Annotated in this window: 14 protein-coding genes and 1 pseudogene; 10 read left to right on the top strand and 5 right to left on the bottom strand. The window is 69.1% G+C overall.

The window, feature by feature from the left end; all coding sequences use genetic code 11:
* The first annotated feature begins 67 nt into the window (after positions 1–67).
* The 8 genes and pseudogenes from EV192_RS54530 to EV192_RS52535 form a co-directional block, all read left to right on the top strand.
* On the top strand, positions 68–1,153 hold the full coding sequence (locus tag EV192_RS54530; protein ID WP_165961057.1) for a DUF917 domain-containing protein: 1,086 nt from the start codon (positions 68–70) through the stop codon (positions 1,151–1,153).
* Complete coding sequence (locus EV192_RS52565) at positions 1,150–2,583, top strand: hydantoinase/oxoprolinase family protein (RefSeq protein WP_132126354.1); 1,434 nt, start codon at positions 1,150–1,152, stop codon at positions 2,581–2,583. The genes EV192_RS54530 and EV192_RS52565 overlap by 4 nt, the downstream gene beginning before the upstream one ends.
* Positions 2,580–3,929: a purine-cytosine permease family protein gene (locus tag EV192_RS52560; protein WP_132126353.1), complete on the top strand. Its 1,350-nt coding sequence runs from the start codon at positions 2,580–2,582 to the stop codon at positions 3,927–3,929. The genes EV192_RS52565 and EV192_RS52560 overlap by 4 nt, the downstream gene beginning before the upstream one ends.
* The gene (locus tag EV192_RS52555) at positions 3,908–5,482 is read left to right on the top strand and encodes a hydantoinase/oxoprolinase N-terminal domain-containing protein (protein ID WP_132126352.1); all 1,575 of its coding nucleotides are present in this window, start codon (positions 3,908–3,910) and stop codon (positions 5,480–5,482) included. Before EV192_RS52560 ends, EV192_RS52555 begins: the two co-directional genes overlap by 22 nt.
* A complete protein-coding gene (locus EV192_RS52550) occupies positions 5,475–6,545 on the top strand; it encodes a DUF917 domain-containing protein (protein ID WP_132126351.1) in 1,071 nt (356 codons plus the stop codon). The genes EV192_RS52555 and EV192_RS52550 overlap by 8 nt, the downstream gene beginning before the upstream one ends.
* On the top strand, positions 6,542–7,183 hold the full coding sequence (locus tag EV192_RS52545; RefSeq protein WP_132126350.1) for a GGDEF domain-containing protein: 642 nt from the start codon (positions 6,542–6,544) through the stop codon (positions 7,181–7,183). The genes EV192_RS52550 and EV192_RS52545 overlap by 4 nt, the downstream gene beginning before the upstream one ends.
* Before the next feature lie 172 nt (positions 7,184–7,355).
* A complete protein-coding gene (locus EV192_RS52540) occupies positions 7,356–7,994 on the top strand; it encodes a DUF4360 domain-containing protein (protein ID WP_424923456.1) in 639 nt (212 codons plus the stop codon).
* A 116-nt stretch (positions 7,995–8,110) separates the two neighbouring features.
* Positions 8,111–9,145 (top strand): annotated as a pseudogene (locus EV192_RS52535) (FAD-dependent oxidoreductase); the annotation flags it as partial.
* Positions 9,146–9,342: 197 nt separating this feature from the next.
* On the opposite strand, the gene gad reads toward EV192_RS52535, so the two are convergent.
* The 3 genes from gad to EV192_RS52520 are packed head-to-tail and all read right to left on the bottom strand — an operon-like array spanning position 9,343 to position 11,696.
* Entirely contained in the window at positions 9,343–10,722 is a 1,380-nt protein-coding gene (gad, locus tag EV192_RS52530; RefSeq protein WP_132126349.1) for a glutamate decarboxylase, read from the bottom strand.
* A 9-nt stretch (positions 10,723–10,731) separates the two neighbouring features.
* A complete protein-coding gene (locus EV192_RS52525; RefSeq protein ID WP_132126348.1) occupies positions 10,732–11,157 on the bottom strand; it encodes a GNAT family N-acetyltransferase in 426 nt (141 codons plus the stop codon).
* Positions 11,157–11,696 (bottom strand): NADAR family protein, encoded by a 540-nt coding sequence (locus tag EV192_RS52520; RefSeq protein WP_132126347.1) that lies wholly within the window; start codon positions 11,694–11,696, stop codon positions 11,157–11,159. Before EV192_RS52520 ends, EV192_RS52525 begins: the two co-directional genes overlap by 1 nt.
* A 47-nt stretch (positions 11,697–11,743) precedes the next feature.
* Here EV192_RS52520 and EV192_RS52515 point away from each other — a divergent pair, with 47 nt between their 5' ends.
* The gene (locus EV192_RS52515) at positions 11,744–12,517 is read left to right on the top strand and encodes a helix-turn-helix domain-containing protein (protein ID WP_132126346.1); all 774 of its coding nucleotides are present in this window, start codon (positions 11,744–11,746) and stop codon (positions 12,515–12,517) included.
* Here the strand turns inward: EV192_RS52515 and EV192_RS52510 are convergent.
* The gene (locus tag EV192_RS52510) at positions 12,507–13,604 is read right to left on the bottom strand and encodes an S-(hydroxymethyl)mycothiol dehydrogenase (protein WP_132126345.1); all 1,098 of its coding nucleotides are present in this window, start codon (positions 13,602–13,604) and stop codon (positions 12,507–12,509) included. The genes EV192_RS52515 and EV192_RS52510 overlap by 11 nt on opposite strands.
* 329 nt (positions 13,605–13,933) lie before the next feature.
* Positions 13,934–14,404, bottom strand: coding sequence for an SWIM zinc finger family protein (locus EV192_RS52505; RefSeq protein ID WP_132126344.1), 471 nt, complete (start codon positions 14,402–14,404; stop codon positions 13,934–13,936).
* Positions 14,405–14,554: 150 nt separating this feature from the next.
* On the opposite strand from EV192_RS52505, the gene EV192_RS52500 reads away from it, so the two are divergent.
* The gene (locus EV192_RS52500; RefSeq protein WP_132126343.1) at positions 14,555–15,175 is read left to right on the top strand and encodes a BON domain-containing protein; all 621 of its coding nucleotides are present in this window, start codon (positions 14,555–14,557) and stop codon (positions 15,173–15,175) included.
* The last annotated feature ends 4 nt before the right edge of the window (positions 15,176–15,179 follow it).

Genomic DNA, 15,179 nt, shown 5'->3' with positions numbered 1-15,179 from the left:
AGCCGGGGCCTGGATTCTATTCGGCCAGGACAAATACCGAGAGTTGTTGTTTTACTACCATTCACTCGTGCGACTTAGTGGGGGTTGCCTCGGCGAGTTCGCCCGCGGCTGTGACGTGCTCGCCGCCGGCGGGGGCGGCAGCGCGGTCGAAAAGGTGCCGATGGCGCAGGTCGCGCTCGCGACACAGGGCCCGGTGGAGATCATCGGCCTGGCCGACCTGCCGGCCGACGGCCTGGTCATGCCCTGTGCCTACCTTGGGTCACCGGCGGTCTGGACCGAACGGATCGGCACCGGACGGGAGGGACTCGCCATCCGCCGTCAGGTCGAAGCGCACTTCGGCCAACCGGTGGTGGCCATGATGACCACGGAGATCGGCGGCGCCAACGGGATCGGTTCGGTGGCGCTCGCGGCGTACGCGGACCTGCCGTTGGCCGACGCGGACGGCATGGGCCGCGCGTTCCCGGGCATCGAGCAGGTCGCGATGCAGGTCGCGGGCGTGCAGCCGGGGCCATCGGTGCTCGCTGACGACCATGACCACGTCGTGCTCGTGCAGGCGGACACAGGCGACTGGTTGGAGCGCCTCGCGCGTAGCGCGGTGAACGCGTTCGGGGACACAGGCGCGAGCGCCGAGTACGTGATGACGGTCGAACAGGCACGGAACAGCGTGGTGCTCGGCTCCCTGAGCAAGGCTCTGCAGATAGGCGGTGTCCTGGCCGAATGCGAGGGCGCGCCGACCGTGCAGGCCGTCGCACGCGTCGCCGAGGAGTTCAACGGCGTGTGCCTGATGGAGGGCAAGGTCAGCGCGGTTACTCCAGGACAAGGCAAGTCGTCGTTCGCGGCTAACCTCCGTAGTACGACGTTGCTCGACGGGATCAACGGCGACAGCGGCCGTTGCATGCGCGCGGAGGCGGGCCACGAGTACCTCGCGATTCTGGAGGACGGCGAGGTACGGGCCACGACACCGGACATCATCACGTTGTTCGACGTGTACAGCGGCGAGACGGTCACGACGGACTCGTTGCGCTACGGGCAACGCGTGGTCGTGCTCGCGTTGCCGTGCCCGCCGCTGTGGCTGGAGCCAGCCGGGTTACAACTCGTCGGTCCCCGGGCGTTCGGCCTGGACCTCGACTATCACCCGTTGGTGACGCGATGACGTACCGACTGGGTGTCGCGCTCACGGCCGACCGCGCGGCCGGCGCGATCGTCGACGGCGACAGCCGTGTGGTGGCCACGATCAACCGCGAGCTCACCACGATCAACGCGCTCGGGTACGTGCTGGACGAGATCCTCGCCGAGGCCGACGGTGTCACCCCGGCGCAGATCGAGCACGTCACGTTCGCGTTGTCCGACCTGCAGGCGTTGACCGAACTGCCCGCGCAGACCGGGCACGGGCGGGGCTGGCCCGGTCGCCTGGCCCGGGTCGCCGCCGTCCGGCTGGGCGCGGCGACCACGTCCGTGCCGCCGCTCGCGTTGTGGCCGGCGGAGATGCGCGACCGGGTCGCGGTCGCGTCCACCTGCCTGTCCGGCGGGGCGATGCTGGACGGCAGTGACTACGAGCCCTTGGACATCGACGGGTTGCTCACGTTCGCCCGCCGGATCACGGGCACGGTCGGGGCGGTGGCGATCACCGGGGTGTTCTCGTCGGTGACCCCACGGCACGAGTTGGCCGCCGCGGACGTGCTGCGGGAGGAACTGGGGGCGGCCACCGCGATCCTGCTGTCGCACGAGTTCGGTGGCCTTGGCCTGATCGAACGCGAGAACGCCACGGTGTTGCAGGCGGCGCTGACCGTGCCCGCGGCCGAGGAGGCCAGCCATCTGCTGGCCACCGTGACGCAGCGGGGGATGCAGTGCGCGGAGGTGTTCCTGGCCCGGAGCGACGGGACCATCGCGACCCTTGACCACGCGGTGACGCATCCGTTGTCCCTGCTGGGCGGGACGGACGCGACGTCGGCGGTGGGCGCGGCGCTGCTCACCGGCCATCAGGAGGCCCTGGTCGGTCTGACCAATGTGGACGGTACGGGCCGGGCGATCTGCGCGCTGACCGGGGGAATGCCGCGGATGACCATGGGGCACACCGACGTCGGCGGCGTGCCCACCGGGTTGAGCGTGCCGGCGCTGGCCCCGGTCGACGGACTGATCGAGGACGCGCTCGACCGAGCCAAGGACGCGCCCGGCGACCTGCCGTTGGTGATCGTCGGCCCGGGGGCCCGTGAGTACGTGAAGTCGTTGACGCACAAGCCGTTGGGGACGAGCGAGGTGTGTTACCCGAAGGGTGCCGAGGCCGCGGCTGCGGTGGGCGCGGCGGTCGCGCCGGTCTGCGGGGAGGCGAGCCGGATCGTCCCGTTGAACAGCCCGAAGCTGGACGAGATCCGGATCAGCGTGCGGGAGGCGGCACGAGCCTCGGCGATGCGCGCGGGCGCCGACCCGACGGCGGTCGCGGTGATCTCGGCGGAGGAGAAACCGCTGGCGTACCTGTCGCAGCCGACTGTGGTGATGCGGGTGCGGGCTGCCGGGCCGCCGAGGGTGGGCTGGATGGCCGCGAAAACCAGGATGGTCGCGTCGAGCAGGGAGGACCGGAAGTGACGTCCACGGCTGACGATTATGCGCTGCAACGAGTTCCGACGGAGGCCCGTTACGGCTGGTGGACCGTCGCCCTGCAGCAGTTCGGGCAGCTGTCGGACATCATCACGTTCATCACCGGTGTCGCGCTCGGGGCGGGGCTGTCGTTCTGGGGCGCCTTCTGGGCGTTGACGCTCGGGTCGGTCGTCCTCGAACTGGTGGCGGTTTTTGTCGGTATCGCGGGTGTCCGGGAGGGACTGTCCACTTCGGTGCTGGCGCGCTGGACCGGGTTCGGCCGATACGGCTCGGCGCTGCTCGGCCTGATCATCTCGGTCAGCCTGATCGGCTGGTTCGGCATCCAGAACGGCGTTTTCGCCGAAGGGATGCACGCCATCCTGCCCAAAGTGGACACCTGGATCTGGTCCGTGGTCACCGGCCTGCTCGTGACCCTCCTCGTGATGTACGGATTCCGGTCCATGCGGTGGATCGCGTTCATCGCGGTGCCGGCGTTCCAGGTCGTCATCGCGTACTCCGTCATCACGCAGTTCGCCAAGCACGACATCGGCGCGGTCTTCGCCGCCGGGCCGATGGGGGAGCCGATGACGATCGCGGCGGGTGCGACCATCGTCGCCGGGTCCTATATGGCCGGTGCGGTGATCGCGCCGGACATGACCCGGTTCACCCGGTCGCCGATGGCCGTCGTCAAGCAGAGTGTCCTGTCCATCACGTTGGGGCAGTATGTGATGGGCCTGATCGGTGTCCTGCTGGCGTACGCCATCAAGGGCGAGGACGCGGTCTCGATCCTGGTGACCACCGCCGGCGTCGTCGGGGTCGTCACGCTGATCGCCGCGGTGGTGAAGATCAACGACTGGAACCTGTACAGCTCGTCACTGGGGATCGTGAACGCCATCGCGACGATCTTCGGCGTCCGGGTCGGCCGGATGCCGGCCACGCTGGTGATCGGCATTCTCGGCACGATCCTGTCCGCGGTCGGGATCCTCGAGAGGTTCACCGACTTCCTGACCCTGCTGGGCGTGTCGTTGCCGCCGATCGCGGGTGTCATCGTGGCCGAGTACTACCTGGTCCGCCGCTGGCGCGGGCAGCTCGACGAGTCGCGGGCGCGGGGCGCGCTGCCGGCGACCGAACCCACGCTCGTGCCGGCGACGCTCATGATCTGGGCGGCCGCCGCGCTGTTCGGCTGGTGGAGTGACCACGTCGGGTTCGGCATCGGGTCGCTGAACTCGTTGCTGCTCGCGGGATTGCTCTACCTGGTCGCCGGAAAGCTCGGCTGGGTCAGGGCAACGCGCGAGGTACCAGTCGCGACCGAGGTACGAGAGGAGGACCCGGCGTGCGAATCGGCATCGACGTAGGCGGCACGAACACCGACGCCGTCCTTCTCGCCGACGACAACCGGCTGTTGGCGTCGGTGAAGACGCCGACGACGCCCAGGGTGACCGAGGGGGTCGCCTGGGCGGTCACGGACCTGCTCGCCGCCGCGGCCGCGGCCGGTGTCATCGATCGGATCGACGACGTCAGCGCGGTCATGATCGGCACAACGCACTTCACCAACGCGCTTGTCCAGCGCCGTGGCCTGACGCCGACCGCGGTGGTTCGGTTGGCGCTGCCCGCGACGGGTGCACTGCCGCCGCTCGTGGGCTGGCCGAAGGACCTGCGCGCGGCCATCGGCGACCGCCATTACCTGGTCCACGGCGGGTACGAGTACGACGGCGTCGAACTGGCCACAATGGACCCGGACGAGATCAGACGGGTCGCCGCGGACATGGCCGGCCGCGGCATCCGGTCGGTCGCGATCTCGTCCGTGTTCGCCCCGGTGAACAACGAGATGGAGCTGCGGGCGGCCGAGATCCTCCGCGCCGAGGTGCCGGACCTGGTCGTGTCGTGCTCACACGAGTTCGGCCGGATCGGGTTGCTGGAGCGGGAGAACGCGACCGTCCTGAACAGTTCGCTGATCGATCTGGCCGGCCGGATCGTGGACAGCCTCACCGAAGCGCTGCGCGGCGCCGGGATTACCGCACCGCTGCTGCTCAGCCAGAACGACGGCACGGTCATGGACGTCGAGTACGCCCGGCGGTTCCCGGTCGCGACCTTCGCGTCCGGTCCGACGAACTCGATGCGGGGCGCGGCCTTCCTGGCCGGCCTCGCCGACTGCGCGGTGGTCGACGTGGGTGGGACCACCGCGGACATCGGGATCGTCAGCGACGGGTTTCCGCGCGAGACGGGCGCGGTGACCGAGCTGGCCGGGGTACGAACCAACTTCCGCATGCCGGACCTGCACTCCTTGGGTATCGGTGGCGGAACTCTGGTCCGCGGCAACGCCTTCGGGCCGGACAGCGTCGGCTACGAGCTGACCGAACGCGCGATCGTGTTCGGCGGCACCGAGCTGACCCTGACCGACCTGGCGGTCGCGGCGGGGATGATCGAGCTGGGCGATCCCGACCTGGTCGCCCAGCTCGATTCTTCTTACGTGACGAGTGTGCTCGCGAGCGTCGGCGAACGGATCGCGGATGCCATCGACCGGATGCGGACGTCGTCGCGGGCGCTGCCGGTCGTGGTGGTCGGCGGCGGCAGCATGCTCGTGCCGGAGGCGCTGACCGGGCTCACCGATATCCGCCGGCCGGAGCACTTCGCGGTCGCCAACGCGGTCGGCGCGGCCATCGCCGAGGTCGGCGCCGAGGTGGACCGGGTGGTCAAGATCGCCGCGGGGACACGGGACGCGGTCATGGACACGGTCAAGCAAGAGGCGATGACAAGGGCTGCGAACGCGGGCGCGCGGGCCGACACCGTCCGGGTGGTGGACGTCGAGGAGGTTCCGCTGGCGTACCTGCCCGGCGGCGCGACCAGGGTCCGGGTCCGGGCCGTCGGTCAGCTGGACGTCTCCCGGCTGGCGGTGGCCCATGCGTGACCTCACACTGTCCGATGTGGACGACATCGCGCGCGGCGCGGCGATCCTGGGCGCCGGCGGCGGTGGCGACCCGCACATCGGCCGGCTGCTGGCCGAGGCCGCGATCGGCCGGTACGGCCCGGTGTCCCTTGTGGACATCGCGGAGGTGCCTGAGGACGCCGTCGTCGCCCCCGTCTCGTTCATGGGCGCGCCCACCGTCGGCATCGAGAAGCTCCCGTCCGGCCAGGAGGCGACCGTGGCGTTGCGAGCCATGGAACGGGCCACCGGCCGGCCGGTGACGCACCTGGTGCCGATCGAGATCGGCGGCGTGAACTCGGTGATCCCGCTGGCCGCCGCGGCCGAGACCGGCCTGCCGTTGGTCGACGGCGACGCGATGGGCCGCGCGTTCCCCGAGACGCACATGGTGCTGCCGACCCTGATCGGGGTGAGTTGCACCCCCATGGTGATCGTCGACGACAAGGGCAACACCACGGTCCTGGACACGGTCACCAACCAGTGGGCCGAACGGATCGCCCGCGCGGTCTGCACCGAGGCCGGCTGCACTGTGTTCACTGTGGACACAGTGCTGCGCGGCGGGCAGCTGGCGGACGGCTTGGTGCCGGGCACGTTGAGCCTGGCCCAGCGGGTCGGCCGGGCGGTACGCGAGTCGTCTGAGCCGGTCGCGAGCGCGTGCGCCATGCTCGACGGCCGGCGCTTGTTCGTCGGCAAGGTCGCCGACGTCGCCCGGCACACCAGCGCGGGATTCGTCCGCGGCCAGGCCGTGATCGAGGGGATCGACGGCGACCGGGGCGCGCGGATGCGCCTGTCGTTCCAGAACGAGCACCTCGTCGCCGAACGCGACGGTGAGGTCGTCGCCAGCACGCCGGACCTGATCTGCGTGCTGGACAGCGAAACCGGGGAACCGGTCACCACCGAGGGGATGCGTTACGGAAACCGCGTGGCCGTTCTCGGCGTTCCGTGCGACCGCCGATGGACGACGCCTGAGGGGCTGCGGCTGACCGGTCCGCGCGCCTTCGGCTACGACCACGAGTACGTGTCGATTATTTCTGGGGGCAAGAGATGACCACAGCGCGGAGCATGTCGGGGGAGAGCACGCTGATCCCGTTGCCAGGCCATGACCACCACCACGACGTCTGCGGCACCTGCGGGCAACCGCTGGGCTACTGGGCCGTCGACCGGCTCACCGGCGTGCTCGACCGGTGGGGATGGGACACGTACGCGCCAGAGGCGTTGCGCGTGGCCCACGAACGCCGTCAGCCGCTCGCGTTGCTGCTGCTGGATCTGGACCATTTCAAGGACATCAACGACCGCTACGGGCATGTCGCCGGTGACATGGTCCTGCACGCCGTCGCGGAGGTGTTGCGGGCGTCCGTACGGGAGGAGGACATCGTCGGCCGGTACGGCGGGCACGGCGGCGACGAGTTCCTCGTGCTGTTGCCGACGGCGAACCGGGACCGCGCGATGGCGGTCGCCGCGCGCATCCTGAACGGCGTGCGGGACCTACGGGTGAGCGTGCCGGATGTGGACCGCGGCACCAGGACGACGTTGACCGGGCTGACCGTGTCCATCGGGGTCGCGCTGTCCGTGCCGGCCAGGGGAGTGGAGCCGACGCTCGAGGATCTCGTGCTGGAAGCGGACTCCGGGCTGCTCACCGCCAAACGGGAAGGCCGGGACACCGTGCGGACCGGCCGGCCGCGTTGATTCTTTTCCCATTTCGGCCGGAATTTTGCGAGATTAAACCATCCCATCATCCTTTCCCGGTTATGCCTCACGATTGCATTTCTTACTCCGTTCAGCGGGGTGATACCGCGTTATGGCTGCGATACCGTGGGTCACCGCCGCGAGTCGAGCGTGATGCATTTGGAGGTCCCCCGTGCTCCATATGTTCGCGGCTGTCGGCGTCGCTTTATCGATCGTCGCACAGCCGGCCCACACTTCGATGTGGCCGTCAAACCCACCACCCGACAAGATTATCATCGACGTCGTCACGATCAATGGTTCAGGGTGTCGGCCGGGAACGGCCGCGGTCGCCGTCTCGGACGACAACACCGCCTTCACCGTGACCTACAGCGAGTTCCTCGCCCAGGTGGGCGTCGGTGCCAAGCCCACCGACTCCCGCAAGAACTGCCAGCTCTCCCTGAAGGTGCACGTCCCACAGGGGTTCACCTACGCGATCGCGGCGGCGGACTACCGTGGGTTCGCGCAGCTAGCCTCCGGCGCGACCGCGCTCGAGCGGGCGAACTACTACTTCCAGGGCAACAGCCCGACCGCATTCGTCGAGCACCCGTTCTCCGGGCCGATGACCGACGACTGGCAAAAGACCGACACCACGGATATCGCCGCACTCGTATTCCTGCCGTGCGGCGAGCTCCGCAACTTCAACATCAATGCCGAGGTGCGGGCCGGAGTTGGTACATCAGATCCCAGGAAAACCACCAGCTTCATCGCCATGGACTCCACCGATGGGAGTATTACCACGACATACCATTTCCACTGGAAGAACTGCCCCTAAGTAATTCCGACTCGCGGTGAGAACCCTCGCGGGTGGTGTTCCCGGCCGCTCGCGAGGCACCGCGTGACCTCACTCACGTCGGGAAGCGGGACGCTTTCCCGTGCGTTTTGTTCAGCATGCCCGAAACAGACGTGGTGGTCGTCGGCGCCGGCCAGGCCGGCCTGTCGAGCGCGTACTACCTGCCCCGCTACGGCTTCACGTCGTACGTGGTGCTCGACGGCAACGACGGACCCGGTGGAGCGTGGCGCCACCGCTGGGACTCCCTGCGTCTGGGAAAAGTACACGGCATCTACCCGCTGCCCGGCTTCCCGCCGGTCAATGCCGACGCCCGCCGACCGGCCGCCGAGGTGGTGTCGGAGTACTACGCCGCCTACGAACGTGAGTTCGCCATCCCCGTGCAGCGACCGGTTCGGGTCAGGTCCGTCAGCCGAGGTCCCCGCGACCGCCTCGTCGTGGCCACGGATGCGGGCGAGTGGGCTGCGCGCGCGGTCATCAGCGCGACCGGCACGTGGACGCACCCGTTCTGGCCGTACTACCCGGGAATGGCCTCGTTCCAGGGACGCCAGCTGCATACCGCGGACTACCGCGGCGCCGACGAGTTCCGCGGGCAACGCGTGATCGTAGTTGGCGGCGGCTCGTCCGGGGTCGAACAAGTCACTGAGATCGCCCAGGTCGCCTCGGCTGTCACCTGGATCACCCGGACCCGGCCGGTGATCCGCGACCGCGTGTTCGACCAGGACATCGGCCGCCGCGCGGTCGCGATGGTGGACCAACGCGTCCGCGCCGGGCTGCCGCCGAAGAGCGTGGTCAGCGTGACCGGCCTGTGGGTGGCGCCCGAGCTGCGGCCGGTCCTGGCGGCGGTGCCCTGGCGGCCGGTCTTCACCGAGATCACCTCGACCGGCGTGCGGTGGCCGGACGGGACGAGCCTGGACGCGGACGTGATCCTGTGGGCCACCGGGTTCCGGGCGGCCATCGACCACCTCGCACCCCTGGGGCTGCGGACGGCCGGCGGCGGGATCGTGATGGACGGCACCAGGGTGGTCGCCGAACCCCGGCTGCACCTGGTGGGATACGGCCCGTCGGCGAGCACGATCGGCGCGAACCGAGCCGGGCGCGCGGCGGTCCGGGAGATCCGGGCACTGCTGGGAACGTCCGAGCTGGTGGCGTGGCCCAGCCAGATGGCCGGCACGGTTGGCGCGAACCGTGCCGGCCACCAGGACGCGAGCGAGGAGGGCTCGCGCGATCTGGCAAACTCCTTGCGGTGCAAGGATTCTTTTAGTGTAAGGACACATCGGCCGGCCGGTGGATCACCCATTGCCATAACCCAGGCTTATCCCACGTTCGGTACCTACGCTCCGTGCGCGAACGACGCGGCGGCCGGTCCGTGCCGTGGATGGTCCTGCTTGGCCAATGTCCCCAGGACACGCTTGAGGTTGTCGAGCATCAGCCCGGCGAGGTCCTCGCTGAAGCCGTTGCGCACCACGATCCGCAACGCCGAGAGGTCCGTGCGGTTCGCCGGGAACGTGTACGCCGGGATCAGCCAACCCTCCGCGCGCATGGCCGTGGAGACGTCGAACACCGAGAACGGCTGGTCGCCGGCGACCGTGAAGGCGAACACCGGCAGCTCGTCACCCCTGGTCAGCAGCTGGAACGGGCCCAGGGCGGCGATCTCGGCGGACAGCCACGTGGCCACGTGCCGGCACGCGTGCTGCACCCGACGGTAGCCGTCGAAGCCCAGCCGCAGGAAGTTGTAGTACTGGGTCACCACCTGCGAGCCCGGCCGGGAGAAGTTCAACGCGAACGTGGGCATGTTCCCGCCCAGGTAGTTGACCCGGAACACCAGGTCCTCGGGCAGCGCCCGCTCGTCCCGCCAGATCACCCAGCCCACCCCCGGGTACACCAGGCCGTACTTGTGCCCGGACGTGTTGATCGACGACACCCGGGGCAGCCGGAAGTCCCACACCAGGTGCGGGTCGCAGAACGGCGCGATCATCGCCCCGGACGCGCCGTCGACATGCACCGGGATGTCCAGGCCGCTCGACGCCTGCAGCTGGTCGAGAGCCGCGCAGATGTCCGCGACCGGCTCGTAGCTGCCGTCGAAAGTGGACCCGAGCACGGCCACCACACCGATGGTGTTCTCGTCGCAGCGCGCCACGGCCTCCTCGGCGGACAGGTGCAGCCGGTCGCCCTCCATCGGCACCAGCCGCATCTCCACGTCCCAGTAGTTCGCGAACTTCTCCCAGCACACCTGGACGTTCGCGCCCATCACGATGTTCGGCGTGCCCGTGCCGCCGCGGTGCTTCCACCGCCGCTTCAACGCCAGACCGGCCAGCATGCACGCCTCGCTGGACCCGGTCGTGGAACACCCGGGCGCGTTCAGCGCGTCCGGCGCGTGCCACAACCCGGCGAGCATCCGCACACAACGCGCCTCCAGGTCGGCCGTGCGCGGGTACTCGTCCTTGTCGATCATGTTCTTGTCGAAGCACTCGGCCATCAGCCGGTCCGCCTGCGGCTCCATCCACGTGGTGACGAACGTGGCCAGGTTGAGCCGGGCGTTCCCGTCGAGCATCAGTTCGTCGTGCACGATCTGGTACGCCAGCTCGGGATCCAGCCCCCGCGCCGGCAGGTCGTTCTTGGAGATCTGCACCGGAACCCTGGTGTACAGCGGGTTCACGGACACCTCGGAGCTGCCGGGCTCGGACTGGCCGGAAGGATGTGCGAGTGCCATAGGGCCAAGCTAGTGGAGTTGTTTGGTCATGAAGATGCGACTCGCTCCTTCGGGTGTGGACGGAACTTCACCGAACACGCGCCAGCCGTGTTTCACGTAGAAACCCGGCGCCTGCCACTCGACGGTGTAGAGCACGCCGTGCCCACAGCCGCGCCGCACGGCCTCCTCCTCCGCCTCCTGCAGGAGCCGCGCGCCCAGCCCGCTGCCGCGCAGCGACTCCGGCAGGTACAGCAGTTCGACGAACAGTAAGCCCAGCGCTGTCCGGCCCTCCAGGCCGCCGATCACCTGACCGGTCTCCTCGTCGCGGACGAGCACCGCGAGCGGCCGCGGGTCGAACCGGCCGTACGTCTGGACGTTGTACTCGTTCAGGCCGTCCTCGACGGTCTTGATGTCCGCTTTATCCGGATTGTCCGTGACGAAGATCGTCGGCGCCACTACCTCACTCCTTTGCGTACGTCCATCAGGGCGAACCCCAGCAGGTTCTGGCCGCGCCACTGGGCCGGGTCCTGGGCGCGCGGGTTCCCCGCGCCGAGCCCGATGCCCCAGACGGTGTCCCGCGGCGCCGCCTCGACCAGCACCTTCTCGCCGGTCGCGACCAGGAAGTCGCGTAACTCGGGGTGCTGGCCGAACTTGGCGGTGTTCGCGCGGACCACCACGTCGAACCGTCCCGCTTCCCAGGTGGCCTGGTCGAAGTCACGGACCGTGCGGCCCAGTTTCTTCGCGTCCATCGGCTCGACGCTGTCCATGATCCGCTTGAGCGCCGCCGCGTCGTCGAACATCCGGGCCTTCTCGGCCATCATGAACTGCTCGGCGTGCCGATAGGACTGGCCGTCCACTGTGAACTCCACCGGATACCACTGGCTGAACACCCACTTGCCGACCGGGTGGCCGGCCGCGGCGGTGTGCCCCCAGAAGAACAGGAAGTCCGGGACGAACCCGGCAGCCATGCGGGTGATGAGCGATGAGCGGTCCATGACCTGGAAGGTAATGGTAGGGACTGACAATCAGCGCGTAGTTTTGGATCGTGACCCTGACCCAACGGCCGGTGGGCGAGCTGCTGCGGCAGTGGCGGGAGCGCCGCCGGCTGAGCCAGCTCGACCTGTCCATCCAGGCGGACATCTCCACCCGGCACCTGAGCTTCGTGGAGACCGGTCGCTCCGCGCCCAGCCGGGACATGGTCCTGCACCTGGCCGACGAGCTGGACGTGCCGCTGCGCGACCGCAACCGCCTGCTGCTGGCCGCCGGGTACGCCCCCGTGTACGGCGAGAGCGACCTGGACGCGCCGGAGATGGCCCCCGTCCGCGCGGCCGTCCGCAAGATCCTGGCCGGTATGGAGCCGTTCCCGGCCGGCGTGTTCGACCGGCGATGGAACCTGGTCGACGCCAACACGCAGATGTCGCTGTTCACCGAAGGTGTGCCCGCCGAACTGCTGGCACCGCCGATGAACGGGCTCCGGGTGAGCCTGCACCCGGACGGGCTCGCCAGCCGGATCATCAACCTGGGGGAGTGGCGGGCGCACCTGCTGGGCCGGCTGCGCCGCGAGGTCGCGGTCACCGCCGACGCGGTCCTGATGGAGCTGTACGAGGAGCTCGCGGCCTACCCCTGCGAGGACCCGGAACCGCACCTGGACAACGACGTCGTGGTGCCGATCCGGATCCGGCACCACGACGTGGAACTGGCCTTCTTCAGCACGGTCGCGACCTTCGGCACCCCGGCGGACATCACCGTCGACGAGCTGTCCATCGAGTCCTTCTTCCCCGCCGACGACGTGACCAGCAAGTTCCTCACAAGATGACGACCGACCGCAGCACGTCGCCGGCGTGCATCTTGTGGAAGGCGTCCTCCACCTGGTCCAGGGCGATCTCCTCGGTGACGAAGGCGTCCAGGTCCAGGCGGCTCTGCTGGTAGAGGTCCACCAGCAGGGGGAAGTCCCGGGTCGGCAGGCAGTCGCCGTACCAGCTCGACTTCAGCGACCCGCCGCGGCCGAAGAAGTCGATCAGCGGCATCTCCAGCGTCATGTCCGGCGTCGGCACCCCGACCAGCACGACCGTCCCGGCCAGGTCACGGGCGTAGAACGCCTGCTTCCACGTCTCCGGCCGGCCCACGGCGTCGATCACCACGTCCGCGCCGAACCCGTCGGTGAGGTCCTGGATGGCGGTGACGACGTCGTCCACTTCGCGTGCGTTCACCGTGTGGGTGGCGCCAAAACCCTTGGCCCACTCCAGTTTCCGCGGGTCCACGTCCACCGCGATGATCTTCGCCGCGTTGGCCAGCCGCGCCCCGGCGACCGCACCGCTGCCCACCCCACCGCACCCAATGACCGCGACCGAATCGCCCCGGCCCACATTCCCGGTGTTGATCGCGGCCCCGATGCCGGCCATCACACCGCACCCCAACAGCCCGACCGTGGCCGCACGGGCGGCCGGGTCGACCTTTGTGCACTGTCCGGAGTGGACGAGCGTCTTCTCGATGAACGCCCCGATGCCCAGCGCGGGCGACAGAACCGTGCCGTCGGTCAACGTCATCGGCTGCGACGCGTTGTGCGTGTTGAAGCAGTACCACGGCCGCCCGCGACGGCACGCCCGGCACGTCCCGCAGACCGCGCGCCAGTTGAGCACCACGAAGTCACCCGGCTCAAGGTCCACAACGCCGTCACCAACGGACTCGACCACACCCGCGGCCTCATGGCCCAACAGGAAAGGGAATTCGTCGTTGATGCCGCCGTCGCGGTAGTGCAGGTCCGTGTGGCAGACACCGCACGCCTGCACCTTGACCACGGCCTCCCCTGGCCCGGGATCGGGCACGACGACGGTCGTCACCTCGACCGGCTCGCCCTTGCCTCGCGCGATGACTCCACGGACCTCAGCCACATCGGCCTCCATTCGCCTCGTTGGGTGTCGTATCGACGAGTAGACATGGTTCGCCGCGGAGTGTCGAGAGCTGATCTACGCTCACACCCGTGCGAGCAGTGGTTTCGGTCGCGGAGGGTGGGCCAAGCCGAAGCGAAGGTTCGGTTTTACACGGGGCGTGGGGCCTATAAGCTGGCTGCGGCGGCAGGCCAAACGACGCCCCAGCGAAGGACCTGGGGAAACGAACCGGAGAACCCTTGGCCTGCCGGCGTAGTCGGCTTGCAGGCCCCGCGGGGGTCCCCGTGTCAAACCGAACCGGTGGTGGGCCGCACGAGCGAAAGCCATCCACCGCGGGTCCTAGGTCAAACCGAACCGGCGCCCTGGTCCGAGGACTCCTCCGGCTCGGCCAAGGCTAACAACTCGTCGGCGAAGTCCGGGTCGGCCACGGCCTGCCGGGCCACCAGGTCCACCAGCTGGTCGAAGGTCAGCGTGGCGGCGATCTCGGCGAACCGCTCCTCGTCGTCCTCGTCGTCCGGCTGGCTGAGGGACGTGAAGGAGAGGCCGTCCTCCAGGGCCGCGAGGGTCACCGCGACGGCGTGACCGCACAGGGGGCCGTCCTCGGTACAGTCGCACTCGCCGGTAAGTTCCCCGTTCACCACACCGACCCAGACGTCGAACTCCGCACGGGCGGAGTCGAGGACCACGGCAGCCACTCCGCCGTCCTCCGGCGCGAGCTCGAACACTCGGCCCTGATCGAGGTGTTCCCGGCCGATCCGGGCGAGGTCCGGTCCAACTAACGAGGACACGGTGTCGGCATCAAGTCGTACAGCCACTGGGTCATCCAACACCACCGCACAACCCTTTCGTGAGTGATTGCCGAATCCGTCCAACTGGCTGCTCTGGTCGCTGGATCGGGTGAAGTTGGCCGGGTGGGGCGCGGCCAGGTTGGTGTCCGGACCGCGTGGCCGGTAGGAACGTCGGCCATGTCGAGGTTTCCCCGCTGGTGGTTCTGGGCTGTCGGATCGGTGCCGGCGGCGGTCACCGCGATCGGCCTCACGATTCAGACAAGCGGTATCGAGGGGGACATCAGGGACGGTGTCCAGGCCGTTGTTCCCGGTGCGGTGGTTCAGGTGTACGGCCGGGACGTGACCATCGGCGGCCTGCAGATGGAACGGTTGCCCGAGGCGCGCCTGGCCGCGGCGAAGGCGCCGGGGGTGCGCACGGTCGCCACGGTGGATCCGGTGCTGCGGCCGATGCGGCTGGTGTTCCAGGGCGGCCAGGTCGTGGTGTCCGGCGCCACCGGGAAGGACGAGTGGCGGCGGGCTTTCGTGGACAGTCTCAAGCCGCACGCGAACGGCCATCCGGTCGTCGACCAGACCAGGACCGTCCCGGACACCGACTTCCCGATCACCACGACCGCCGCGGAGGCCATGGTCGCGGTGGTCACCCAGCAGCGGTCGGACCTGACTATCGCGGTCGAGGCCGGCCAGGTGACCATCACCGGTGTCGTGCCGGACGCCGCCGTCCGCTCCGCGATCGTCACGGTTCTCCGCCGGTTCCTCGGCGCCACCACCGTCATCGACCAGACCCGACCCAAGGAGTGACCCA

The organism is Actinocrispum wychmicini, from assembly GCF_004345645.1.
GTDB classification, from domain to species: domain Bacteria; phylum Actinomycetota; class Actinomycetes; order Mycobacteriales; family Pseudonocardiaceae; genus Kibdelosporangium; species Kibdelosporangium wychmicini.
Note: the sequence above shows the minus strand (reverse complement) of the source record. Positions and strands in the feature narration are given on the sequence as shown.